Source organism: Janthinobacterium aestuarii (assembly GCF_046113285.1).
Classification (GTDB): domain Bacteria; phylum Pseudomonadota; class Gammaproteobacteria; order Burkholderiales; family Burkholderiaceae_D; genus Janthinobacterium.
On sequence record NZ_CP142524.1, the window covers coordinates 3,957,233 to 3,982,562 of the forward strand.

At 64.8% G+C, this 25,330-nt stretch carries 21 protein-coding genes; 5 read left to right on the forward strand and 16 right to left on the reverse strand.

Translation table 11 applies throughout. From position 1 onward, the window contains the following. The 4 genes from OX462_RS17695 to OX462_RS17710 all read left to right on the forward strand — a co-directional run bounded on the left by OX462_RS17695 (window position 1) and on the right by OX462_RS17710 (window position 4,969). Window positions 1–1,629 (forward strand): alpha-amylase family glycosyl hydrolase, encoded by a 1,629-nt coding sequence (locus tag OX462_RS17695; RefSeq protein WP_409026686.1) that lies wholly within the window; start codon window positions 1–3, stop codon window positions 1,627–1,629. Further along, window positions 1,626–2,537, forward strand: a complete 912-nt coding sequence (locus tag OX462_RS17700; RefSeq protein ID WP_409026687.1) for a carbohydrate kinase family protein — start codon at window positions 1,626–1,628, stop codon at window positions 2,535–2,537. The genes OX462_RS17695 and OX462_RS17700 overlap by 4 nt, the downstream gene beginning before the upstream one ends. 103 nt (window positions 2,538–2,640) lie before the next feature. Next, window positions 2,641–3,927, forward strand: coding sequence for an O-acetylhomoserine aminocarboxypropyltransferase/cysteine synthase family protein (locus OX462_RS17705; protein ID WP_409026688.1), 1,287 nt, complete (start codon window positions 2,641–2,643; stop codon window positions 3,925–3,927). A gap of 49 nt (window positions 3,928–3,976) precedes the next feature. Next, the gene (locus OX462_RS17710; protein WP_205602341.1) at window positions 3,977–4,969 is read left to right on the forward strand and encodes an AraC family transcriptional regulator; all 993 of its coding nucleotides are present in this window, start codon (window positions 3,977–3,979) and stop codon (window positions 4,967–4,969) included. Window positions 4,970–5,087: 118 nt separating this feature from the next. Here the strand turns inward: OX462_RS17710 and OX462_RS17715 are convergent, their stop codons facing one another. The 15 genes from OX462_RS17715 to OX462_RS17785 all read right to left on the reverse strand — a co-directional run bounded on the left by OX462_RS17715 (window position 5,088) and on the right by OX462_RS17785 (window position 24,250). After that, window positions 5,088–6,122 carry an AAA family ATPase gene (locus tag OX462_RS17715; protein WP_409026689.1) on the reverse strand — a complete coding sequence of 345 codons (1,035 nt, stop codon included), beginning with the start codon at window positions 6,120–6,122 and terminating at the stop codon, window positions 5,088–5,090. Continuing rightward, on the reverse strand, window positions 6,119–7,498 hold the full coding sequence (locus OX462_RS17720) for a phenylacetate--CoA ligase family protein (RefSeq protein ID WP_409026690.1): 1,380 nt from the start codon (window positions 7,496–7,498) through the stop codon (window positions 6,119–6,121). Before OX462_RS17720 ends, OX462_RS17715 begins: the two co-directional genes overlap by 4 nt. Next, window positions 7,495–8,088 (reverse strand): hypothetical protein, encoded by a 594-nt coding sequence (locus tag OX462_RS17725; protein WP_070218283.1) that lies wholly within the window; start codon window positions 8,086–8,088, stop codon window positions 7,495–7,497. Before OX462_RS17725 ends, OX462_RS17720 begins: the two co-directional genes overlap by 4 nt. Window positions 8,089–8,170: 82 nt before the next feature. Further along, window positions 8,171–9,946, reverse strand: a complete 1,776-nt coding sequence (locus tag OX462_RS17730) for a VWA domain-containing protein (RefSeq protein ID WP_409026691.1) — start codon at window positions 9,944–9,946, stop codon at window positions 8,171–8,173. After that, window positions 9,943–10,914: a hypothetical protein gene (locus OX462_RS17735; protein ID WP_070289765.1), complete on the reverse strand. Its 972-nt coding sequence runs from the start codon at window positions 10,912–10,914 to the stop codon at window positions 9,943–9,945. Before OX462_RS17735 ends, OX462_RS17730 begins: the two co-directional genes overlap by 4 nt. Window positions 10,915–10,923: 9 nt before the next feature. Beyond that, the gene (locus tag OX462_RS17740) at window positions 10,924–11,391 is read right to left on the reverse strand and encodes a hypothetical protein (protein ID WP_139143028.1); all 468 of its coding nucleotides are present in this window, start codon (window positions 11,389–11,391) and stop codon (window positions 10,924–10,926) included. 2 nt (window positions 11,392–11,393) lie between these two features. Next, window positions 11,394–12,974, reverse strand: coding sequence for an AAA family ATPase (locus tag OX462_RS17745; protein ID WP_409026692.1), 1,581 nt, complete (start codon window positions 12,972–12,974; stop codon window positions 11,394–11,396). Between the two features lie 112 nt (window positions 12,975–13,086). Next, the gene (locus OX462_RS17750; RefSeq protein WP_409026693.1) at window positions 13,087–14,247 is read right to left on the reverse strand and encodes an ABC transporter permease; all 1,161 of its coding nucleotides are present in this window, start codon (window positions 14,245–14,247) and stop codon (window positions 13,087–13,089) included. Continuing rightward, window positions 14,244–15,425: an ABC transporter permease gene (locus OX462_RS17755; protein ID WP_409026694.1), complete on the reverse strand. Its 1,182-nt coding sequence runs from the start codon at window positions 15,423–15,425 to the stop codon at window positions 14,244–14,246. The genes OX462_RS17750 and OX462_RS17755 overlap by 4 nt, the downstream gene beginning before the upstream one ends. Before the next feature lie 6 nt (window positions 15,426–15,431). Beyond that, window positions 15,432–16,406 carry an HlyD family secretion protein gene (locus tag OX462_RS17760; RefSeq protein WP_409026695.1) on the reverse strand — a complete coding sequence of 325 codons (975 nt, stop codon included), beginning with the start codon at window positions 16,404–16,406 and terminating at the stop codon, window positions 15,432–15,434. Between the two features lie 2 nt (window positions 16,407–16,408). Further along, complete coding sequence (locus tag OX462_RS17765) at window positions 16,409–17,818, reverse strand: TolC family protein (protein ID WP_409026696.1); 1,410 nt, start codon at window positions 17,816–17,818, stop codon at window positions 16,409–16,411. 178 nt (window positions 17,819–17,996) lie between these two features. Next, the gene (locus OX462_RS17770; protein WP_409026697.1) at window positions 17,997–19,613 is read right to left on the reverse strand and encodes a bifunctional aspartate transaminase/aspartate 4-decarboxylase; all 1,617 of its coding nucleotides are present in this window, start codon (window positions 19,611–19,613) and stop codon (window positions 17,997–17,999) included. Window positions 19,614–19,682: 69 nt separating this feature from the next. Continuing rightward, a complete protein-coding gene (gene aspT / locus OX462_RS17775) occupies window positions 19,683–21,371 on the reverse strand; it encodes an aspartate-alanine antiporter (RefSeq protein ID WP_070289786.1) in 1,689 nt (562 codons plus the stop codon). 56 nt (window positions 21,372–21,427) lie between these two features. After that, a complete protein-coding gene (gene aspT / locus OX462_RS17780) occupies window positions 21,428–23,110 on the reverse strand; it encodes an aspartate-alanine antiporter (protein WP_409026698.1) in 1,683 nt (560 codons plus the stop codon). A gap of 270 nt (window positions 23,111–23,380) precedes the next feature. Next, window positions 23,381–24,250, reverse strand: a complete 870-nt coding sequence (locus tag OX462_RS17785) for a substrate-binding periplasmic protein (RefSeq protein ID WP_409026699.1) — start codon at window positions 24,248–24,250, stop codon at window positions 23,381–23,383. A gap of 248 nt (window positions 24,251–24,498) precedes the next feature. On the opposite strand from OX462_RS17785, the gene OX462_RS17790 reads away from it, so the two are divergent. Then, window positions 24,499–24,762 (forward strand): heavy-metal-associated domain-containing protein, encoded by a 264-nt coding sequence (locus tag OX462_RS17790; RefSeq protein ID WP_070218296.1) that lies wholly within the window; start codon window positions 24,499–24,501, stop codon window positions 24,760–24,762. A gap of 22 nt (window positions 24,763–24,784) precedes the next feature. Here OX462_RS17790 and OX462_RS17795 read toward each other — a convergent pair whose 3' ends face one another. Continuing rightward, window positions 24,785–25,267 carry a ubiquinone anaerobic biosynthesis accessory factor UbiT gene (locus tag OX462_RS17795; RefSeq protein WP_070218324.1) on the reverse strand — a complete coding sequence of 161 codons (483 nt, stop codon included), beginning with the start codon at window positions 25,265–25,267 and terminating at the stop codon, window positions 24,785–24,787. Window positions 25,268–25,330: the final 63 nt, after the last annotated feature.

The following is a 25,330-nucleotide window of genomic DNA, read 5'->3' on the forward strand; positions in this document are numbered from 1 at the left end:
ATGAAGACCGTGCTGACCGCCCTCGCCGCTTTGCTCGTCAGCCTGCCGGCGCAGGCGGGCAGCTTTGCAGAGAACCCCATCGTCTACTTTGCCGTGACGGACCGTTTCGCCAACGGCAATCCCGGCAACGACCACAGTTACGGCCGCGCCGCCGACCCGCAAGGCGGCGACGTGGGCAGCTTTCACGGCGGCGACATCGCCGGCATCACGCGGCAGCTCAAAGCCGGCTATTTCAAGGAACTGGGCATCAACGCGCTGTGGATCACGGCGCCGTATGAACAGATCCACGGCTGGGTGGTGGGCGGCAAGCAGCAATTCCAGCACTATGCCTACCACGGCTACTGGGCACTCGATTACACCACGATGGACGCCAACATGGGCACGCGCGACGAGCTGCGCGAGATGATCGCCACGGCGCACGCGCAAGGCATCCGCGTGCTGTTCGACGTGGTGCTGAACCACCCCGGCTATGCGGACTTGCGCACCCTGGCCGAATACAAGGTGCCCGTGCTGTGGCCCGGCCATGACAAGGCCGCGCTGCGCGATTATCACAGCTTCATCGACTACAACAACTTCGAATTCAAGCAATGGTGGGGGCCGGACTGGGTACGCGCGGGCCTGCCCGGCTATTCCGATGGCGGCAAGGACGACTACACGATGCAGCTGGCCTACCTGCCCGACTTCCGCACGGAGAGCGGCAAGGCCGTGGGCTTGCCGCCGATTTTGCAGCGCAAGACGGACACGCGTGCCGTCGCCCTGCCCGGCACCACGGTGCGCGGTTATCTGGTGCACTGGCTGGCCGACTGGGTGCGCGAATTCGGCGTCGACGGTTTCAGGGCCGACACCGTCAAGCATGTGGAGCCGGCCAGCTGGCTGGCCCTGCGCGCGGCGGCCACGGAGGCATTACAAGACTGGAAAACGCGCCATCCCGAACAAAAGATCGACGACGCACCGTTCTGGATGACGGGCGAAGCGTGGGGCCATGGCCCCGAGCGCAGCAGCTGGTTTGATGCCGGCTTCGACTCGATGATCAATTTCGACTTTCAACACCGCGCGGGCGGCGACTGGAAAAGCATCGACGGCGTGTATCGCCAGTACGCGGGCTTACTGGCGAAAGAGCCACGCCACGACATCCTGTCGTACATCTCCTCGCACGACACCAGCCTGTTCCCGCGCGATCAATTGAAGCACGGCTTGTCCGCCCTGCTGCTGGCGCCGGGCGGCGTGCAGCTGTTCTATGGCGATGAAAGCGCGCGCCAGCCTGGCACGGCGCCCATCGGCGACGAACAGCAGGCCACGCGGTCAAGCATGAACTGGGGCTCGCTCGATGCCGCCACCCTCGCGCATGCGCGCAAGCTGGGCCAGTTCCGCCTGCGCCACCCTGCCCTGGCGCGCGGTGAACACCGGTTCATCAACGACAAGCCGTACGCATTCGCCCGCGTGATGGATGGTGACGCCGTCATCGCCGTGCCCGAGGCGCAAGGCGCGCTCTCACTGAAGGTGCACGGCGTGTTCGCCGATGGCACCCTGCTGCGCGACGCCTACACCAATCAAACCTACATCGTCAAAGATGGCACCGTCGCGGTACACGCGGCCGGCACCGCCCTGTTAGAAAAGGCTGCACCATGAGTACCTATGACATCCTGGTGGTCGGCGGCGCCGGCATCGACACGATCGTGCGCGTCCCCGACCTGCAATTGCCCGTGGCCGATTCGCTGCACGTGCCGCCCATCCGCGACTATGTGGCGCACACGGGCAATGGCGTGGCGCTCGGTTGCCACGCGCTGGGCCTGCGCTGCAAATTCATCGATTTCATCGGCGACGATGCGCAAGGCGCGGCCATCCTGCAGCGCTATAAAGAGACCAGGCTCGATTTTTCACACATCGTCGAACCCTCGGGCACGCGGCGCAGCGTCAACCTGGTCGACCCACAGGGGCGCCGGCTGTCGCTGTACGACGGCCGCCACCCGGAAGACCTGCGCATGCCGGCCGCGTTTTATCTTCCCTACCTGGGGCCGGCGCGCCACGCGCACTTTTCCATCATGGGCTGGGTGGCCGCACTGTTTGACGACGCGCAAGCGTGCGGCACGACGGTATCCACCGATCTGCACGACTGGGATGGCGTCAACCCGCATCACAAGGTTTTTGCCCTGCGCGCCGACCTGGTTTTCCTCAGCACGGCGGCGCTGGGCGAGCGTCGGGACGACGTCATGCGCGAAATTATTTCGCAAGGCCGCGCGCAGGCCGTGATCGCCATGGCCGGCGCGCACGGCGCCTTCCTGCTGGAACGGGGCAGCGCGTCCGTGCGCCACACTCCGACGGCGGGATTGAAGCTGCCCGTGGTGGACACGAATGGCGCGGGCGACTCGTTCGTCGCCGCCTTCCTGCACGCCTGGCTGGCAGGATTGCCGCTGGAGGACGCCATGCGCCGCGGCGCCATCGGCGGCGCGTTTGCCTGCGCCCAGCATGGCACGCATGAACGGTTCATCGGCCAGGCAGAGCTGGATGACTTATATCAAGACAGCACTAGCTTATGACTTAATATTCTATCAAGCGTAGCAAGCAGTTAACGGGGGCATGGCACAATGGCTGCGAATTTCAAACGCTTCACCACCGCAGCCCATTCGAACCGGAGACCACATGAGAATCGAAACCCTGGCCGTGCACGCCGGCTACACCCCCGACCCGACCACCAAGGCCGCCGCCGTCCCCATCTACCAGACGGTGGCCTACGCCTTCGACAATGCCCAGCATGGCGCCGACCTGTTCGACCTCAAGGTCGCCGGGAACATCTACACGCGCATCATGAATCCCACGCAGGACGTGCTGGAAAAGCGGGTCGCTGCACTGGAAGGCGGCGTGGCCGCGCTGGCCGTCGCATCGGGCATGGCGGCGATCACTTACGCGATCCAGACCATCGCCGAAGCAGGCGACAATTTCATCTCCGCCAGCCAGCTGTACGGCGGCACCTACAACCTGTTTGCCCACACCCTGCCGCAGATCGGCATCGAAGTGCGCTTCGCCGACGCGCGCCAACCCGAGACCTTCGCCGCCCTGATCGACGCGCGCACCAAGGCCATCTTCTGCGAATCGATCGGCAACCCGCTGGGCAATGTGACGGACGTGGCCAAGCTGGCCGAAATCGCGCATGCGCACGGCATCCCGCTGATCGTCGATAACACTGTGCCGAGCCCCTATCTGTTCCGCCCCATCGAGCATGGCGCCGACATCGTCGTCCATTCGCTGACCAAATACCTGGGCGGCCACGGCACCACCGTGGGCGGCGCCATCGTCGACAGCGGCAAATTTCCGTGGGCCGAGCACAAGCAGCGCTTCAAGCGCCTGAACGAGCCGGACGTGTCCTACCACGGCGTCGTCTACACGGAAGCGTTCGGCCCCGCCGCCTTCATCGGCCGCGCGCGCGTCGTCCCGCTGCGCAACATGGGCGCGGCCATTTCGCCGCTCTCCGCCTTCCAGCTGATCCAGGGCATCGAGACGCTGGCCCTGCGCATGGACCGCATCTGCGACAATACGCTGGCCCTGGCCAAGCACCTGAAGCAGCATCCGAAAGTCGCGTGGGTCAATTACGCGGGCCTGGAAGACCACCCGGACCACGCGCTGGTGAAAAAATACATGCACGGCCGCGCCTCGGGCATCCTGTCCTTCGGCCTGAAACTGGCGGCAGGCGAAGACCCGCGCGCGGCCGGCGCCCGCGTGCTCGACGCCCTGCAGCTGTTCACGCGCCTGGTCAATATCGGCGACGCCAAGTCGCTGGCCACCCACCCGGCATCGACCACGCACCGCCAGCTCAATCCCGAGGAACTGGCCAAGGCGGGCGTGTCCGAAGACATGCTGCGCCTGTCCGTGGGCATCGAGCATATCGACGACTTGCGCGAAGACCTGGAACAGGCCTTGAACGCGGCGTAAGGCTTTTTTTCGCGCCGTTCCCAGGGGAGTTCATGCCATAATCGGCGGCATGTCTTCCCCTCCTATTCCCCCTGAACAGCGGGCGTCCGGGCTGTTCCGCGCCGAATACGCGCGCCGCATGAATGCCGTGCTCGACCATATCGACCGCCACCTGGACACGCCGCTGGACCTGGCCCAACTGGCCGATGTCGCGCATTTTTCCCGTTTCCACTTTCACCGCGTGTTCGCCGCCTGGATGGGTGAAACCTTGGGCGATTATGCGCGCCGCCGGCGCCTGGAATCGGCCGCCTTGCGGCTGGCCTGCCGTCCCGGCGAGTCGATACTCGACATCGCGCTGGCGACGGGCTTCGGTTCCGGCGAAGCGTTTGCGCGCGCCTTCAAGCTGAAATTCGGCTGCACGCCGACAGCCTGGCGCGCCGGCATTGCCGCGAAAAACGCCGCCATGCTCGCGGCCATGCGCCTGCGCCGGCAAGATAGCAATCCGGATCAGGCCATGCGCAATACCGATCAGGAATACGGACCGAACTTCCCGCACCATGGGCACTCCAATCCACTTGATAGAGAGAGTCCCATGCAAGTCACCATCCTCGACCTGCCGCCCGTCACCGTCGCGTGCCAGCGCCATATCGGCCCCTACGGCCCCGCCATCAGCGCCTTCTGGCGCGACACCGTATCACCGTGGATGCAGTCGCACGGCCTGGGCGACGCCACCTGCTACGGCATCGGCCTTGACGATCCCAGCATCACGCCGCCGGAAAAATGCCGCTACGACGCCTGCGTCGCCGTGCCCGACGGCTTCCAGTCAGCCGGACGCGCCAGCCTCGCCACCCTGCCAGGCGGGCGTTACGCGGTGGCGCAATTCAAGGGACCGTCCAGCGCCATCCCCGACGCGTGGACGCGCATGGCGCGCGAATGGCTGCCGGCCAGCGGCCTGCAGTGGGACGAGCGCCCCTGCTTCGAGCGCTTTGCCGCCGCCACGGCGATGGACCCGGCCACCGGCGAATTCTCTTGCGAGATCTGCATCCCCGTGCGGCCGCTGTAGCAATGTCGTCGGATTACGCGGCAGGCAAGGCTACATGCCGCGCGGCCTTGGCGGCAACAGCGTAGGTCGGATTAGCGCAGCGTAATCCGACACCGCTGCGTACGCCACGCATCCGCCATTAAGGTCCCGTCAGCACCTGCGCCACCAGCCTGACCCTGTCATCCACGGAACCTGACACATTGACATAGGCGATCCCCCGCCGCGCCAGCTCGGCCTGATACCACGCATGCTGGCGCGCGCGGAAATCCTCGTCGCGGCGGGTGCCGTCCTGGATGAAGGGGAAATCAGGGGCGCACAGCAGTATAAGGTCATAGCGGTGTTCGGCCAGCTGGGCCAGTTCCTGCTCGGCCCTGCCGAACATCTCGATGCAGTAAAAATACGTGGTCATGGGCGAGGTATCGCAAAACAGCCAGCGCCGCGCAACCAGGAGCGCCTGCGCTTCGCGGCGCAGCTGTTCCCGGCCGATCTTCAGCAGATCGTCATAGAGCAATACGCCGTCCTGGCTTTCCCACAGTTCGCGGCCGTATTCGGCCACCCAGGCCGTCTCGAAATGCCGCGCCAGCGCTTGCGTCAAAGTCGTCTTGCCGCTCGACTCGCCGCCGAGCACGCACACGCGCGTGACGAAATCGGCGCGCACAACGGGCGACAGGAAGGCGCTGTGCGCATGCGGGTCTTGCCGTGCCACAGTGCCGGACACGGGCACCAGGGTTCTTGCCTGGTCCACGCTCACGTGCGCCACCGCGCCAGCTGCATAATGCCGTTCCAGCACCTGCGCAAAGCCGGGGCCATACTCTTCGCTGCTAAACACGGCATCGACGGGCAAGTCCAGCACCGTCCAGCACAGCCAGCCCATGAAGTGGCGATGGTCGTCGCCATCGGCGTCGTTGTGCGGCAGCGCACGCGCCGGCACGCCGCGCGCCGCGCACAGGGCGGCCAGGCGCGCATCGTCGAGCACCACGATGTGCGCTTGCGGGAATTGCGCGCGCAGCCACCGTTCCCGGCGCGCCGGTTCCAGGCCGGGAAATTCCGGCTTGGTATAGCTGACCACGAGCAGTTCCTCGCACCCGTCCATGGCGCGTTGTATCAACAGTTCATGGCCCAGGTGCAGCGGACAGAATTTGCCGACCACGAGGCCGCGTTTATGGAGGTTCATGCCGCCGCTTCCCGCAAATCCGAGGTGTATTGAATGATCTTGTCTTCCGCCAGCAAGGTCTCGACCGCGATGGCGCCGAAAAAGGGCGCGAGCAAGGCGCGCGCCCGGTCGGCCTGCGGCATGGCGCCCGGCGCCAGGCGCAGCGCGACGGCGCCGTTGCCATGCTGGTGCACGCCGAACAGGGCGATGGCCAGCGGTTTCAGGGCATGCGTGATGTCGATATTGTTGATCCAGTCGCCGTTGACCGTCCTGTAGCGCAAGGGGCTGCGGCCAGCCAGGCCCACCAGCACGGGGCCATGCGGGCCATGCAGCAGCGACGCGTAATCGCCCGTGCGGTAGCGCACGAGGGGCAGGCAAAAGTTAAAACCGCCCGTCACCGTGATCTCGCCGCGCGCGCCATCGGGCACGGGCTGTCCCGCAGCATCGAGGATTTCCACGTACAAGCGGTGCTGCAGCAACACATGGCCGCCCGCCCGCTCGTCGTAGACGGCGACGGGTCCCACTTCATTGAGCGAATAGATGTCGAGCACGGGGCAGCCGAAACGCGCTTCCAGCCGCGCGCGCATGCCGGGCAACAGCATCATCGAGACGGACAGCAGCGCGGCAGGCTTGTGCGTCATGGACAAGGTCAGCAGCTCGGCAAACGAGATGGGGTCGCCCGCGATCAGCTCGGGCGCCATGGCGTCCAGGTAGCGCGCGCGGTCTTCAGGCTGGCGCCAGTCGTCCACGTGCAGATTGATCTTCGCCAGGCCCGATTCGTTCATCGTCGGCGTGACGGAGACATAGGTGAAGCAGCGGCGCTGGTGCCCCAGCAGCATCACGCCCACCTGGCCCGCGCCATGGCGCAGGGTCACGCCGAAGCGGCGCAGCGCGCGCTTGTGGAAGGCCAGGTAGCGCCCCGCCACCAGCGGATGCGAGGCGATCAGCAGCGGATGGCCCGTGGTGCCCGTCGTCTGGAAATTGATCATGCGCGCCAGGTCCGCATCGTCGGGCACGAAGGCGGCGATGTCGTGGGCCAGTTCGGCGCGGCTGACGGGCGCCACGTCCGCAAAGCGCGCTGGGGGCGAGCCGCAGGCACGATAATACGGCACCGTGGCGTAGGTCGTCCTGAGAAAATCCGCCAGCCAGGACGGCGGCGCATCGGCGCTCCAGCCGATCGCGGCCTGCATGACGTCCTGTTCATAGGCGCGCAGCGCTTCGACCTCCGCGGCCTGCAGCTTGTTGCCGCTGCGGTTGCGGTACCGGGGCGCGCAAGGATGGCTGCGCAGCTTTTCCAGCATGCGCGCGCCCGTCGGCGTCAGGGTGGGACAATAGTCGCGGTCCGATTCCCAGGCACCGCCCGGCAGGTTGACGTCAGGTTTGCCAGCGAGCGTCATTCGCGCGACCACTTGTCGGCCGATTCCTCGGCCGCCTTCTTCGCCAGCGCCTCGCGGATCTCGCGCGAACGCTGCTCGGCCAGGCGGCTCGCTTCGAGCAGGCGGCGGCGCTCCGTGCCGCTGATGGCGGACAATCTGTCCGTCGCCTGCGCCACGCTTTCATCGCGGGGCCGAAAACCCAGGCGCGCCAGCACGATGCGCGCCAGTTCCTCGCGCCGCTCCGGGTCTTGCGTGAACTGGTGGGCCGGCGTGGCGGCGGCCAGTTCGCGCGCCGCCTCGCCCAGCACCTGCAGCAGGTCATGCTGCGGCAACCGCTGTGCGATGAACCACTCGTCAGCCAGCAGCCAGCACAGGATCATGGCCAGCGCCAGCCGGTTGCGGTCTGCCTTCACCTGGGCGCCGATAAAACCCTGCAGGGACGCGGCAGGCGCACGCGCGCCATGCAGCAGCACAATGTCGTTGACCAGCGCGGCCACCGCCACCGCCTGCGCATTGGCAACACCGGCGATACGGGGCTCGGCGAAGAATTCGACGGGCGTGTCGGCCAGGCGGTGGGTTAAGGTTTCGAGGTGGGGACCAGAGATATTCATGGGCCTTTTCTTATACAGTGATGTGCAAATTTAGCCCGAAAAGCAAAGGCTGGGGTCAGACCCGGCGGGTCTGACCCCGGATTTAAACATAGTGGCGCCGGCTGAACGCCCGCGCAAAGTCCAGCAAGTCCTCGTAGCGCTCGACGGCGTGGATATCCCAGCCCTGCTCGCGGCGCGCACGTTTTAAATCGTCATAGGTCTGCTGCAGCCACTTGTGGCTCGCCGCGCCATCCCAGTCGCGCGCCAGGTTCAGGGCCATGGTGCCGCCCGCGCCGCCCTGGGCCAGCGCCTTGGCGGAAATATCCCAGCCGCTGTTGCCCAGTTCATCCTTGTCGAACATGGAGGTGATGCCATCGTCGGAAATCATCAGGATGTGCGCGGGCCGTTCGCGCTTGCCCGCATAGGTCTTGCGCAGACAGTGGATGGGGAAACAGGTGCCGCCGCCAAAAAACTCCGTCAGCACGCCCAGGATCAGGTCTTCATCGCGCACGAAGCCGGGCGTCTGCATCACCTCGTTCTTGCCGCTCCACAGGGTCACCTGCACTTTCGCGCCGGCGCGCAGGGCGGACAAGGCGATGACGGCGCCGGCCAGTGTCAAAAACGAGGTGTGCGCCTGCGGGTTCGGCATGGAGCCGGAACTGTCCACGTACATGTCCAGGTCGACGGGCACGGCGTCGACGACGCGCGCCGGTTCGCGGCCATACACGCGGCGCACGGTCGTCACGCCGGGCACGGGGCGCGGCGACTGCATCACGGATTGCAGCCAGTCTATTTCCTCAAGCGGATCGCCGATTTCCCACGCTTCCAGCCCTTCCATCTGCGGCTCCTGCGACTCGGGCGCGGGGCGGCTGGGAAACGCCACCAGGTGCGGCAAGGCCCGCTCGCGGTAGTAGCGGATGGCGATTTCATGGTCGCTCAGATCGATGCCCGAGGCCTTCAGAATGTCGCCCAGCTCGAACGGTTCGCGCAGCTGCCCGCCGCCCTGCCTTGCCGGCGCCTCGCCTTGCGGCTCCTCGCCATCGAGGCCGGAAATGCGCTTGTCGTGCACCGGGTGGATGGCGCCGCCTTCCTCGTCATCCTCGATCTGCTGCGCGCCATACGTCTGGCAGCCCCGGGCCGCGTCGCGCGTGTCCTGCAGATAGCGGCTCGGGCCCAGGGCGTCCGTATCGTCGACCAGGTAGGGCAGCAGCAAGGTGGCGAAACGGCCCGCCGCCAGCATCCAGTCGTTCGCATACACGCGTATCAGGCGCGCGCCCAGCCAGGCGTCCGTGTCCAGGCGTTCGTCCGCCTCGTGCTCAGCCCCTGCTCCGCCCAGCTCTCCCTTTTCCAGCTGCCACAGGTTTTCATAGATGCGCATGTACAAGGTCCATACGCCGCCGCTGCCCTTGGCGCGCGCTTCCACCGTGCGCCCCTGCTGCAGCTTGCGGTAGATGTCGGCCATGCGCAGATTCGCCTGGCGCTGCAAGCGGTCGTTGATGAACAGGTCCGTGTACAGATTGGCCACCATGGGCGCGTGCTGCTCCAGTGTGGGCAAGGCGCGGCGCATGCGCGCCAGCAAACGGAACTGGTCGCCGGCGCTGCCCGGCGCGAGGATATGGTGGCCGATTTCATGGGCGAGGATTTCCAGCGCATAGTCGTCCAGCCCCAGCTCCGTCACCAGCGGCAAGTCCACCACCACGCTCTGGTCCAGCAAACGGATCATGGCGAAGCTGCCGGACAGGCCCTGCTTGCTGGCCTCGACGCGGCTGGCGCACAGGCTGGGGTCGCGCAGGCGCGTAAATTTGCTCCATACGGCCAGGGCCTCGGGCCAGGCCGCGCGCCAGGCGTCGATCAGCGCGGTGTCGGCATCGTTCTTCATGCGAGCGGCAGCAGGCGGATCGCGTGCGTCCATGGCGACGTGACGGCGACCGTATGCGCATTGGCGGCGATGGCGATGTCGCCGGCCGGCACATCGAGTTCGATGCGGCGCGCGCCGATCTGCAGGATCGCCCCATCGAGCCGCACGGACGCCGGCATGCTTGTTTGCGCCTGCTCGAACTCCTGCGCCGTGGCGCTGTGCAGCACGGCGCCAAAGGCGTCGGCCACCAGCAGGTAATGGCGCTCGCCGCTGCGCACGATAAAACCATCCGCCGCAGCGCGCACTTGCGGCGGCGCGCCGAAGTCGCCACCGAGGCCTGTGAAGCTGCCGAACTCGCGGCCCTCCGCATTGCCGCGCCACGGATACTCCATCAGCTGCGCATGCACCTGCGGCCATGGCGCACCCGGCTCGCCAAAGGCGGCCAGCGCCAAGTCCGGCGGCAAGGTATCGGCGGCGGCCAGCGCGCCCTGGCGAAAATGCGCGACGCCCGCGCGCCACGCCAGCACCTGGCCCACGGCACGCAGCTGCGCCAGCGTGGCGACCTGCGGCGCCAGGGCGGCCAGCTCGCGCTGCCACTGCGCGGGACGCGCCCCCGCCACGGAGGCGATGTGGACGGCGGCGTTGCTGAGCATGCCCAGCACGTCGATGGGCGCCATCGCCAGCAGCGGCGCAAACTGCGGCGCCAGCTCGCGCCAGACGGTATTCAAGAACGGATTTTTCGCCGCCGGACCGGCCAGCCCATGGCCCACCAGTTCCAGGGCCATGTCGTAGGCAGCGAGGGTCACGCCGCCCGCCCGTTCAGGCGCGGCGGCGACCACGGCGACTATCAGCGGATCGACGCCGTCGAGCAAGAAGGCGCCGAAGGCGGCCATGTCGAGCGAGGGAAAGCGCCGGCGTGCTTCCGCCGCGCGCGCATTGAACTGGGCGCGGCCCCCGGCAAGTAGCGAGGCAAAGGCAGGAGAGATCATCGCGGCCCCTCAGTCGCTGTGCGAAAAGTGCAGCAGATAGCGTTCATCGCCCAGTTCGAACGCGATCTCGTCCCAGTGGATGGCGTACCAGAAACCGGCGGGCGGCGTCATCGTCACGGCATACGTGGAAAAACCGCCCAGCGCCTCGTCGAGCGATGCGAGGAAGGCGGCCACCAGCTGCGCGCGGAAGCGTCCCGGTGGCGCCGCCTGCATGTGCCGCGACGAGAAAAACCAGCGCTGGCACACCTGCTCCAGCTGCGCGCGTCCGCACGGCGCCGCCTTGATGTGCCACAAGGGGGCCGGCAAGTGGCGTGCCGGCTCGATGACGTGCAAGGCATGGTCTTCCACACGCAGGCCCAGCGCCGTGGCAAGATCGGGCGCGTCGGGCAGGCGTGATAATTCGTAGCTCGCGCACAGGTCGCTCGCTTCGCCATTGAGCATGGCCAGCGCTTCCAGGAAGCCTTGACAGTGCGGCACGCTCATTGCGAACGCAGCCAGCTGCGGTAGTTGGTATAGCGCTGATGCAGGTATTTGAGCTTCAGCAGGTCGTCGTACAGGGGGCCGTACAGCTTGCGCCCCTTCGTGCGTTCGCCGATCAGCTTTTCGATGCGGTTCAGGCGCGCCAGGGTTTCGCGCTCGCTGACGCCATCGAGGCCCAGGTCGAATTCGGCCGACAGCACGCCCACGGGATCGTCGCGGTCCAGGTCCAGGCGGTTGAATTCATCGTTGGACAGGTCGAACAGGCGGCGCAGCCAGCCCAATCTGTCGCTGCGGTAGGCGGCGTTTTCCGGCAGCGCGAAAAATGGCGCGTCCGGGTCCGGCTGCAGCTTGTTATGCAGGACGAAGGGCAGCACCTGGCGCAAGTCTTCCAGCGCCACCTCGCCATTGCCGCGGAAATACGCCATGGCCTTGGCGTAGATCATGAGCGCCATCAGGGTGCGCACGGAGATGCCGTTCAAGGTCTGGCAACCGAGGTCCTTCAGGCGGTCGCGCCCATTGTCGGCCGCCTGCGCGGCGCCCCGGTCGGCACCGGCCAAACGGGCCGTGTCCTTGGTCATGTATTCGAACTGGCCGCCGGCCGTCTCGAACAGCTCGAACTGGCTGGCAAAAAATTCCAGGCGGCGGCGCACGGCGTCGGGTATGCCCACCTGGCGGATCGCCTCGCCGATCTGGTCCACCTCCCCTTCCGTGAAGATGATATCGGGCGGCACCAGCTCTTCGGGACGCACGTTTTCTTCCACGCGCAGCAGCAATTCGTTCAGGAAGCGCGGGTTGAAGGCCAGCGCCTGCACCGTCACGTCGACCCGGTCGCGCAGTGCCTCGATCACCTGGTACGTGCCGCCGCCTTGGTCGTCGTTGGCCGTCAGGTACCAGGCCGCTTCCGGGCACTCGTAAATATGGTTCAGCACTTCCGCGTAATTGTCGCCCATCACGGTGAGCAGCGCGCTTTGCGTGCGCGTGGGGATGCGGTTGTATTCATCGACGATCTTCACGCGCATGCCCAGCCAGGCGCGCCAGGCGATGCGGATATCGTCCATGCTTTGCGCATTCACCAGGTCGGCCGGTAAGGGATTGCCGAGCAAATCGGCCACCGTCATCTGCGGGTGGCCATGCTGCATCGCGCGTTTCACCTCCTTGACGGTGGAACCGGCCAGCACGCCCATCAGCAGCGCGCTGGCCGTCTTGCCCCGCCCCGGCCCGCCCACAAACAGGCATTTGCGGCGCGTGGCGAACGTCAGCAGGGGCAGCAAAATAAAACTCGAATAGCTTTGCGCCGACGGCAAATTCAATGTACGGCGGCTGTCGCCCACGGAATACGTCTGCGACGGGCCGTCGTTGTACTCGATGTCGTAGTGAGGGCTGATGATGGCATGGTTGACGATCCAGAAATACGCCTGGCGCAGCTTTTCATCGAAAGGCCGCGCTTGCGCCTCGCCTTCCGCTCCCAGCGCGATGGGGCCCTGGTACAGGTCCGCCACATCGAACTGCCGCACGGCGGGCGCGGCCTTGGGCTTGGTGGGGGCCTGGGACAAGCGCTGGAACAAATTGAATGCAGACATAGAAATCATCAAAAAGGCATCGAATCAACCCCTAAAGCCAAGGACCGGGGTCGGACCCTCAGGGTCCGACCCCGGCATTTCGCTGGGGTTACGGAAATGAAATTATTGCATATCAAGTGCCTTCGGCCTTGTTCAAATCAACAACGGTTTCCTCCAGCTTGCGCCAGCGCCACCAGCCCAGCGCCACGCAGGCCAGTAGCAAGGCCAGCAAGCCCGCCACTTCATGGCGGATTTCATACAGCGACGCGCCCATCTGGTTGAGCGCAACAAAGCCCTGGATGCCAGCCGTGGACGGCAGCAGCCAGCGCAGCCATTGCAGCACGACGGGCATGGACGATACGGGCCAGGTCAGGCCCGCGAGGAACAGCACGGGCATCGAGGTGGCGATCATCAGCTGCGTGCCCCGTTCGCGCGTGCGGAACAGCATGCCCAGCAGCATGCCGAACGCCGCCTCCGCCAGCGAGAACAGCACCAGCAGCAACAGCATGCCGCCGAAGTTGCCGCCACGGGGGTAATCCTGGAACCAGAAGACGAAGCCGAAGAAATAGCAGCAATTGAGGAAAGCGACGCAGGCAAACGCCAGCAGCATGCCCGCATAGCCGCCCGCCGTGCGCCGGCCGGCCACAGGGAAGCTCTTGCGCTGGTACCAGGTGCCGAACAGCATGGTCATGCCGATCAGCAAGGTCTGCTGCACGATCAAGGTCGCCACGCCCGGCACGACATACGCGCCATAGCCTTCCTTGACGTTAAACAGGGGCACGGCGTCAAACGCGATGGGCGAACGCTGCTGGTTGGCCTGCACAGTCGATGGCGTGCCCGCGCCCAGGCGCTTGAGCTCAATGCCGGCCGACACCGTGCCCACCACTTCGGCCAGGCCGTTCAAGGCCACCTTGTTGAGCATCAAGTACAGACCATTGCCCGCCACCTGCGCATGGGCGGCGCGGCCGGCCAGCACGTCCGTCTGCAAACCGTCGGGAATGATCAGCACGCCCATGACCTGGTCGCGCCACAATAAATCCTGCGCGACGGGCAAGTCCGGCGTGACGGCCACGACTTGCAATGAGGGATGGGCCATGGCGAAGCGCGTGAGCTGGCGCGACATGGCGCTGCGGTCCTGGTCGACGACGGCCACGGGCACGCGCTGGACGATTTCCGTCGAGTATGGCAGCGGATAGAAAAACGAGTAAATGATGCCGCCGATAAACAGCAAGGTCAGCGCGCCCTTGTCCGTCAGCATGGCGCGCCAGGTGGCGATAAAAGCCGGCCAGATCATGCACGCCCCCAGGCCGCCGGCGCATGCGCGCGGCGCGCCAGCAGGAATACGCCCACGGCGCCGCAGCCGATGGCAAAGCCGGCCAAGATCAGCATTTCCTGCACGCCATAGCGCCATGGCGCGCCGGCCAGCCAGTATTTCGTTTGCAATTGCAGATAGTGCGTGAGCGGCAAGGCTTCCGCCCAGGCGCGCGCCGGCGCCGGCATGGCCATCAGGGGAAAGGCCTGTCCCGCGAACGCGAAGGCCGGTGCCGTAATAAATGCCGCGCCCGACAGGGCCAGGCGCAGGGACAGGGTGGCGGCGATCAGCAAGGTGGCCAGGCCGCAATACGCGAGCACCAGCAGCAGCATGCTCAGCAACAGGGCCGGCAAGCTGCCCGCCACGGCCCAGCCACGCGCCAGGCTGAAGAACAGCAGATACAGCAGCGCCAGCGCGCAGTAGGCGATCACGGGAAACAGCAGCTTGGTGCCGATGGCCCGCAACCAGCTGCCCTTGGCCGAGGCCAGCCATTGCGGCACCGTGCCGTCGCGCAACTCGCGTCCGATGGACGTGACGACGGCAACGACGATGAAGATCTGCAGCATGGCCGGCATCAGGGCCAACGTTAAAAATGCTTCATAGCTGATGTTCTCGTTATATAAACTGTTCAGTGTCGTGCGTATCGGTTCGAACTGGGCCGCCGCCTGCACGCCCGACATGCCCTTTTTTGCGCGCGCCGTCATCTCGATGCCGGCCGACAAGGTCGTGCTCACCGTGCGCACGTCGCGCAGCAAGGCGCCCGCGTGCGAGGAAAACTGCGCGTTGTACAGCCATTGCACGGTGGCTTGCCTGCCGCCCAGCAGTTTCTGTTCGAAATCGTTGGGGATCAGCAGGTAGCCGAACGCCGTACGCTCGCGCAAGCGATGCAGGGCTTCGTCGCTGGACGCCACTTTCGCCGCCACCTGGACACCGGGCGAAGCGTCGAGCCAGCGCGTGAGCTGGCGCGACAAGGTCGAGTTGTCGTTATCGATGACGACGATGGGCAAGTCGCGCGCGATGCCGGCGAAAAACACCAGCCACAACATACCGCACAGCACGACGGGAATCCAGCTGAGCATGCCGAAGTCCCAGAAGTCGCCGCGCAGCCGCGCCCACTCGCGCGCCAGCGCAGAAACCGGCCCCTTATCCGCTTCGTTCATCGCGTATCAGAGCGGTGGAAACACGACCGACATGCCCGGGCGCAAGCCCTCGACCTTGATGGCGGGGCGCAGCCGGATTTCAAACGTGCGCAAGTCCGTGCCGCCCGGGCGGGCCGCGCGCCACGTGGCGAAATCGGGCAGCACGGCCACGGAACTGACCTTGAAGCTCACTTGCTGCTTCAAGGCCGGCACATTGGCCGTATGCGTGCTGCCCATGGCAAACGCGGCCATTTCATCTTCGCGCACCTGCAGCACGGCCCAGGCGTCATCGAGGTTCACCAGGGTGATCACGGGGAAGCCTTGCGGCGCCAGTTCACCGGGCTGTATCTGGATCTTGCTGACCTGCCCGGCCACGGGCGCGGCGATCTTCGTTTCCGCCAGGGCGACCTGCGCTTCCGTCAGCACGGCGCCCACCTGGCGCGCCTGGGCGGCGGCGGCCGTCTTGTCTTCCGGACGGGCGCCCTTTTGCGCCATGTCATATTGCGCGCGGGCCGCTTGCGCCAGCTGGTCGGCGGCGCGCCATTGCGCTTGCGCCTCGTCGCGTTTCTGCTGCGCGATCACGCCTTGCTCGTACATATTGTTGACGCGGGTGTACGTGGTCCTGGCGATGGTGGCGCCCGTTTGCGCCCGCTCCCAGTTGGCTTTCGCGGCGGCGATTTCTTCCGGACGCGCACCGGCTTGCGCCTTTTGCGCCACGGCATCGGCTGCCTGCGTGGCGGCCGTCGCTTGCGCGATCTTCGCGTCCACTTCCGGACTCGTCAGCTGGAACAGCAGTTCCCCTTTCGGCACCGTCTGGCCCAGCTTGACGTACAGCTGGCCCACCCTGCCCGGCACTTTCGACGAGACATTGACTTCCTGCGCATCCATCTGCCCTTGCAAAGGCAGGCGCTGCGGCTGGAACGCCTGGTACAAGCCCCAGCCCACGAAGCCGAGGACGATGATGGCGGCGACTATGGCCAATGGTTTTTTGGAGGTGCTCATTATTATTTGTCCACAGGTAATTGGATATCGGCCGCAGCGGCCAGGCTGCCCAGGCGCTGCGTCTCGCCCGTCGCTTCCAGCAATTGCGCCAGGCCCATCACATAGTTATAGGCAGTCTGCGCGCGCTGGGTCTCGACCTTGGCCAGGTTCAGGCGCGCGTCGACCACTTCCAGCGACGTCACTTGTCCTTGCTGGAAAGCGACCGTTTGCAAACGGATATTTTCGCGCGCCAGCTCCACCGACGACGCCGTGGACAGGTACTGGATGCGGGCGTTTTCCAGCGCGCGCCAATTCTTTTCGATCAGGGTGGGAATGTCGCGCTCGGCCTGGCGCGCCACCACTTCCACGCGCTCCTGGTCCAGCTTGGCGGCGGCGATCATCTTGCCCGTATTGATGCGGTGCACGAGCGGCACGGCCACGACGAGGCCGATGGCCCAGTTCGACCGCACGAGTTTTTCGTTGCCGCGATTCAAGTTGTAGTTACCGATGGCAAAGACGGTGGGCGCATATTCCTTGCCGTGCAGCTTCAAGGCTTGCTCGGCCTGCACGCGCTTGCTGTCGATCTTTTTCCAGTTCGCATTTTCGCGCATGCCCGTGCTGATGAACGATTGCAAGGTACCCACCGGCAGGCTGTTGACGAACAGGGGCGTGCTGGGAAGCACTTGCGTGTTGACGGCGAGCAAACGGTCGAGCGCCACCTGGGCGATTTCCTCATCGCTGCGCGCCTGCGCCTCGTCGCTGCGGGCGCTGTCGAGGGCCACGTCGGCACGCAGGCGCTCCGCGCGCGAAATCAGGCCGCCCTTTTCCAGCCTGGCCGCGTCGCGCTGATGTTCCGTCACGCCGGCCGTCACTTCGGCCCGCACGGCCACCACCCGCTTCGCCAGCAATAATTGAAAATAGCGCTGCGCCACCAGGGTGGCCAGCTGTTCTTCCGCTTCCGTGCGCTCCGCCTGCGCGGCCAGGGTCAGGCTCGACGCGAGGCCCTTGACGGCGTCCAGGCGCCCGCCCGTGTAGATCGGCCACATGCCCAGCAAGCCGAACGAGGTCAGGTCCGTCACCACTTCGCGGCTCAGGGAATTGGGAATCTGTGGTTTGGGCAAGCCGGGAATCGATGGCAGCACGGACTCGATGCCGCCCACCACGCCGGACAAGCCGCTCGTATCGATGTTCAAGTCCGTCGACAGGCGGCCGCGAAACGCCGTCAAGTCCACGGAAGGGCCGTCGATGTTCGACAGCGCCTCCGCCTTGAGGGTCTTCGCGCGCACGTCGAGCGCGGCGCCCTGCACGGCGCCCGAAGCGGCTGCCGCTTGCTGCAGCGCTTCGCTGAATGTCAGAGGTTCCGCCAGGGCCGGCATGGCCGCGCCCAGCGCGCTCGCCAGCAATAATGATAAATGTCCTTGCAATCTGCCCATGTAGCGTCCAGTCAATGAATGAGGGGAAAGCACGGGGTTGCCATGTTTATACTTTCACAATAGCAATTATATCCACGGATGTCCATTCCAGCCTGCACTATTGGTTACGCAAGCTGACAGACAAAAACGGGCGCCTCATGCGGGGCGCCCGTTTTTGTCAGACTACACGGCTAGCGGCTTACTTCTTCGCCTTCTTGCCGCCCTTTTCCTTTTCCTTTTCCTTTTCAAATACGGCAAAGAACTCGGACGCCATGCTGCGGATGGCGCGGCCGATATTCGCGTAGTCGTATTCGTTCAGGTTGGCCAGCGAGACGCGGCCGGACGGATGCGTGGTGCCGAAGCCGCGGCCCGGCAGCAGGATGACGCCCGTTTCCTCGGCCAGGCGGAACAGCGCTTCGTTCGGCTTGAGTTTTTTCAGCAGCCACTGCGAAAACTCCACGCCATGCATCTGCGCGGCCAAGGATTCCATGTCCAGCAGATGGTAGTAGCGCACGGAATTGGCGTCGTGCACCATCGGCAAGCCCAGTTCGCGGTACAGCGCTTCCTTGCGGCGCAGCACGATGCGTTTCATCGACTGCTTGTACTTTTGCTCTTCATCCATCAGCGAGAACAAGGAGAACAGGGTCATCTGCGCCTGCACGGGCGTGGACAGGCCGGCCGTGTGGTTCAGCGCCACGGTGCGGCTGTCGGCCACCAGGCGGTCGATGAATTTCAGCTGGCGCGGTTCCGTCGTGATGGAGTGATAACGGGCATCGAGCTGCTTCTTGATGGTTTCAGGCAACTTCGCAATCTTGTCGTCGAGCACATTGTTTTCATGCGTGGCCACCACGCCCATGCGCCAGCCCGTCGCGCCGAAGTATTTCGAGAACGAATATACGAGGATGGTGTTGAACGGGCAGATGGCGAACAGCGAGACGAAATTGTCGGCGAACGTGCCGTACACGTCATCGGTCAAGATGATCAGGTCCGGGCGCTTCTTGATGATCTTGGCGATGTATTCCAGGGTCTCGTCGTCAATCTTGACGGATGGCGGATTGCTGGGGTTGACGAGGAAGAAAGCTTTCACTTTCGGGTCGAGCAGCTTGTCCAGTTCCTTCTTGGTGAATTGCCAGTTGTTCGATTGCGGCGCATCGATGTGCACGGTGTTCAGCTTGTAGTCGTTCAGCTGGGGAATCTCGATGTAGGGCGTGAAGATCGGCATGCCCAGGGCGATCGTGTCGCCTTCCTGGATGATGTGGTTCGATTTCAGGCTGGCGAACAGATAGGTCATGGCCGCCGTGCCGCCCTCGACCGCGTACATGTCGAAGTTGCCGACAAACGGATGGTCGCCGATCATTTCGCGGTGGATATACTGGCCGACGATTTTCTCGGACAGGCGCAGCATGCGGTCCGGCACGGGATAGTTGCAGCCGAGGATGGCTTCGCACATCTCATAGATGAAGTCGCCCGCGCTCAGGCCCAGCTGGTCGCGCACATACGACACGGCCGCCTCGATGAAATGCACGCCCGGGTTGCCTTCGTGCTTGCGCACGAAGATTTCAAAGCGCGCCTCGATGCCCTCGCGCGTGGGAAAGCCGCCCACGTCGTCCATGTACACATACGAGCGCTCCGCTTCCGTCATGGCGAACTGGCCGAACTGGAAGAAGCCGTGGCGTGGCGTGGTCGCCAGGAAATTCGGGTTGCCGCGGCCCGCATTGAGCATCAGGCGGTTGCTTTGCTTGGCCGTCTGGATCAGCGCATCCTTCAATTCGAAGGGGCTCAACAGGGCGAGTTTGCTTGGGTTACTGAAATCCATTTTTGCTACTCCTTATCAGACTGATAATTTTGAGGGTTCTTGCAAAGGTGCTTGCACATACATGCAGACTCAGACGAAGGCCACAATCAGCGGCCCCAGCAAGGTCAGGAAAACGTTGGCCAGGGCATACGTGATGGCAAACGGTACGGTGGGAATCGAGTTTTGCGCCGCGTTCAGCACTTCGCCGAACGCGGGATTGGCGCTGCGCGAGCCGGACAAGGCGCCCGCAAACACGGCAACGTTGTCATAGCGCAAGATGTAACGGCCGATCAGCATGGTCAGTATCATCGGCAGGATGGTCACCACGACGCCCACGCCGAACAGCGTCAGGCCGTGTTCGCGCACGGTTTGCACGGCTTGCAGGCCGGACGTGAGGCCGACGACGGCAACGAAGCCGGCCAGGCCCAGATCCTTGAGGATTTGCACGGCGCCGCTGGGCATGTAACCGAAGGTCTGGCGCTTGGCGCGGAACCAGCCGAACACGAGACCCGACAGCAGCACGCCGCCGCCGCTGCCCAGTGTCAGCGGAATCGAACCGATGCGCGCCACCAGCAAGCCCACCAGCAGGCCGACGACGAGGCCGGCGCCCATGTAGACGAAATCCGTCTTGGCGCTCGGCACGATCATGTAGCCCACTTCGGCCGCCACGCGCTTGACGTCCTGCTCGGCGCCATAGATGGTCACCACGTCGCCCGTCTGCACGACGGTTTCCGGCTGCATGGGCAGGATCTTGCCCATGCGGCTCAGCTGCACGACAAAGATGCCGTGACGCACGCCCGGCGCCGTCGCGCTGCGGATTTCGCCCACCGTCTTGTTGTGGTAAGCCTTGTTGGTCAGCACCATGTCGCGGCGCTGCATCACCAGTTCCATGCCTTCGACGGCCAGCAATTCCTTGCCCAGCTGGGAAGACACACTGAGCATCGCTTCGCGGCGGCCCACCAGCAGCACGATATCGTCGGCGGCCAGCACCAGGTCCGGGCTGACGTCGATGATCTGGCCATTGCGTTTCACGCGCTCGATGGTGATGGCCGTGTTCGGATGAGCGCTTTCGATCTCTTCCACGGTGCGGCCGGCACCGGGACCCACGTCGTAGATGCGGCCGATCAAGTCTGGCGCGGCCGGCGTCTGGCCAGGTCCCAGCACCTGCACGCCCGCCTGCAGCGCCGTTTCCGCCTTGATCGCATCTTCGCGGATGGTGCGACCCATGAGTTTAGGCAAGATATTGACGCAGACGATGATGGCGCCAAACGAGCCGAACACATAGGTGACGGCATAGCCGACAGCCACGTTGCCCTGCAGGCGCGCCACCTCGTCGGCCGCCAGGCCCAGCTTGGTGATCGCGTCGCCCGCCGTGCCGATGATGGCCGACTGCGTCAAGCCGCCCGCCGCCACGCCCGCCGCCAGGCCCTTGTCCAGGCCGAACACCTTGGCCATGATGACCACCGTCAGCAGCGCCGTCACGGCCAGCACGACGGCCAGGATGATTTCGCGCACGGACTGACGCCCCAGCGAATTGAAGAATTGCGGTCCGCTTTCATAACCGACCGCGTAAATGAACAGGGCAAATAGCACCGACTTGACGCCGGGATCGATGGCCACGCCTACCTGGCTGACGAGGACCGCCACCAGCAGTGAACCGGCGACCCCGCCCAGCTGAAACGAGCCGAACTTGATCTTGCCGATGTAGTAGCCCACTGCCAGGGAGAGAAACAAGGCAATTTCGGGCGACTTCTTGAATAACTCATGCAACCATTCCATGCGGACCGCCTTTCGTGTTGAAGGAATTCTTTACTGCCTGTGCTCTTGCAAGCTGCTCATGCATGAACGGACCCGGCCAGGGCCACGATGAGCGGCCCCAGCAGAGGCAGCACCACGTTCGAGATGGCATAGGTAATCGTGTAGCCCAGCAAGGGCGTGGAATTGCCGGCCGCGTTCTGCACGGCCGACAAGGCTGGGGTGCTGCACTGCTGGCCGGCGATGGCGCCCAAGAGCACGGGCGCTTCCAGCTTGAGGAAAAAGTGGCCCACCAGCAACGACAGCGAGGCGGGGATGACGGCGATCAAGACGCCCATCAGCGGCAGCGACAAGCCGTACTGGCGCACCAGCTCGATTGCCTGCGGTCCCGACCCCAGGCCCACGCAGGCGATGAAGGTGGCCAGGCCGATATCCTTCATCATGTCGAGCGCGCTGGGGTGGATGCCCGGCATGCCAGGTTTTCGCGCCTGGTACCAGCCGAATACGAGCCCCGTCAGCAAGGCCCCGCCGCCCGTGCCCAGCGAAAACGGAATGCCGCCCAGTCTGGCGGTAAAGCCGCCGATATACACGCCGAGCACGATGCCGATGCTGGCGTAGACGATATTGCTGCGGTCGCCCGTGGGCACGCGCTTGCCGATGGCGGCCAGCGCCGTGTTCAGTTCGCGTCCTTCCGTCGTGCCGTACAGGCGCAGCACGTCGTCGCGCTGCAGGGCCAGGTCGGGCAAGGGCGGCATGCTGTGCTCGCCGCGGATGACGGCCGCCACATGCACGCCGGTGGGCAAGGCCAGCTGGCGCAAGGGCTGGCCGACCAGCGCGGCTTGCTGCAGCACCACTTCGACGGCGGAGACGGCCATGTTCAAGCCCGTCGTGTCGGCAAATTCCTCGCCCAGGATGGCTTCGGCCGCCACCAGTGCGGGACGGTGGCCGATCACCAGCACTTCGTCGTTATTGCGCAGCCGCAGTGCCGGCTCCAACGGTAATACCTTGCCATGCCGGCGCACGCGCGTGATGCTGGCGCGGCCCGCAAAAATATGCTGCAAGGCATCGAGGCGGCGTCCCGCGCCCCGGCTGATGCGGTAGGCGCGGCCGACCATTTCCGGCGTCGCCTGCAAATCGTCGGCGCCCGCCTGCGCGCCGCCCATTTTTTCCCATAATTTGTCCGCTTCCTCGCGCAGATTGACGCGCAACAACAGCGGAAAAATCTGGCTGGTGACGATGACGATGGCGATCAGGCCAAAGATATACGTGATGGAATACGCGGTGACCACATTGGCTTGCAGCTCGGCGATGCGGGCCGCCGGCAGCGCCAGCTTCGAGATCGCGTCCGTGGCGGTGCCGACGACGGCAGATTCCGTCGCCGCGCCCGCCATCATGCCGGCCGCCGTCCCCTGGTCCAGGCCCAGGAAACGCGTGGCCAGCAGCACCAGCGCCAGCACCACCACCACTTCGATCAGGCACAGTATTCCCAGGCGCAAGCCCTTGGCATTGAGGTTGGCAAAGAACTGGGGACCGCCCGCGTAGCCGAGGGCAAAGATGAACAGCATGAAGAAAACGTTTTTCACGCTGGCGTCCAGGGTAATGCCAAGCTGGCCGATCAGCAGCGCGGCGATCAGGGTGCCGCACACGCCGCCGAGCTGGATCGGGCCGAAGCGTATCTGCCCTACCGCGTAGCCCAGCGCCAGCGCCAGGAACAGGGCCAATTCCGGCACCTGGTGCAATACCGACGCGATCGAATCGAGCATGGGCAAACCTTCGAAAAGATAACGGATGGTTACAAGGGAGCACAGCGTTCGGTGGCTGGCGGCGGCTTGCCGTTGAACGGGCGCACGGGTCCGCACGACAGCCGCCATGGCGGCTATCGCTGGGAAAGTATTGCAAAGTGTTGCAAGATGGAATGATGTTCGGCGAAAATTTTATAAGTGTCAACAGGTGTTCTGTTGAACTCGCTTTGCGTTTCCTCAAACATCCTGCGCACGATTGAAGCAGTCGTTTGACATAGCTCAACTAAACCATTAGTAATGATTTGGACGATACCAAAGTGCCTTGCGCGCCAGCGGCGTCTCCTCCGGCAGGTCAGGATTGACGAGCTCCAGCACGTAACGCCGGGACAGATTCAGGCCCTGCGCGAGACGGCCGAAATGGCGCTGGAACAGCTGCGCAAAGCTGCCATCGGCCAGCATGGTTTCCAGTCCCAGTTCAATGTGGCGCGCCAGTTCCGGCCGGTGCTTGCCGACAAAAAAGTACAGCGCGGCCGGGTAGCGGATGACCAGATGGGTGTCTAGCACCAGCGGCAATTGCGCGTGGCTGGCCAGCTCGCTTTGGGCCTCGATCACGGAGCGGGGAAAGTAGTCGATGCGCCCCGCCGCCAGCTGCTGGAACAGGCCTTCGTAGGTGCTTGAGGTATCGAGGCGCAAGCCGTTCGCCTGCAGGATGGCGCAGTCGGGCCAGTCGCGCATCTGGCCGGCAGACAGCCGCGCCAGGGCGGCGACGCTGCGCACGCCGCGCAGCAGCTGCGTCTGGCGGGCATGGATCAGGGCCACGCGCCAGCCGATCAGGCCGCGGTCGATCGGTATGCGCACCGGCAGCAATTGCGTTTCGCGCGCCCGGCTCGTCATGGCCCAGACGACATCGACGCTGCCCGACGCCATGGCGATTTCCTGCATGGCGCGCGTCTGCACCATGCGCAGTGCGGAGCGGCGCAAGGCATATGCCTGGCCCGACCGCGACAGCGCCATTTGCAGCAAGGCCGTCACATAACCTTGCTGCGGATCATCGAGCGCCTGGTGGCGCGGATAGACGAGCTGCAGCGGCGGCGACGTGCCGGCGGCGGCAGCGCCCAACGGCCACAGGGCGGCAAGCTTGAGCAGGGGGCGGCGCTGCATGGCCCCTCCTTTCCAGCGCTTTCATCAGCGTTCTTATCAGAATGACAGTATCGCGCAGCAGGGCACGCTTGTCGACTGGATTATGGAAACTGTGTACAAAACAACAGCAATTCAGGCAGGAGTGGAGCGGTGCAAATTAATCCAGATCAATAAAACCGTAAATAGAAAATAAATCTTGCGTGCTGCTCTGGACGGCATGCGCGCCCCTCGCCTACGCTGTTTTTTTATCTGAAAAACAAGAGGACCACATGCAGACAGCGCGCTTGAATATTATTGGAATGGATCACGAAGGTTGCGCCGACAGATTGACGGGCGCACTTGAGGCCGTCACAGGCGTGGCCACCGTCTGCGTCTCGCTGGCGCGCCACGGCGCCACGGTGCAATTCGACGAACGCCTGGCCACGCAGGAACGTTTGCTGACCGCCGTCAACGACGCCGGCTTCATGGGCGAGGCGTCCGATGAAGAACAATTGCCATCGTGCAGCGGCGCCTGCGGCCACTGCCGCCACTGAGCGCCCGCCTCCCCTTTTCCGCTCAGCCTCCCCGCGCGCCCCGGTCGCGCAAATGCGCCAGCACGCGACGCGGTCCCAGCGACTGCAGGTCGAACGGCGGCAATTCGATGGCATCGAGCGTATTCTTGAACAGCAAGCCCAGCTCCGTATCGCCTTCCAGGCTCAAACGGCGGCTGAAGAACAAGGTGTCCGGATCTTCCTGGCGCCGCGCCAGCAGCATCAAGTCATGCACGCTGGCGGCGATGCACAGGTCCGGCACGTCGACATAGCGTTCGGCCACGAACACCGTGCCCTGCCACTCAAAATCGAAGGCGATACCGGCGTCCAGCAAGCGCAAGCGCAGGCTGCGCCCCTCCAGGCTGCAGCGCACGTCGTCGGGCAATTGCGGCGCCAGCAGGCGGTTCAAGCCTTGCACGAACAGCCAGGAGGCGGGATACGGCGGCAGCTTGGACAGCAATTCGGCCAGCGGTTCGGGCAGCCGGTACGACACGGCGGGCTTGCTCATGGCAGGCTTGGCCGGGACCGGGACCGGCAATCTTTCCAGTTGATCTTGCATGTTCTTCCTTTC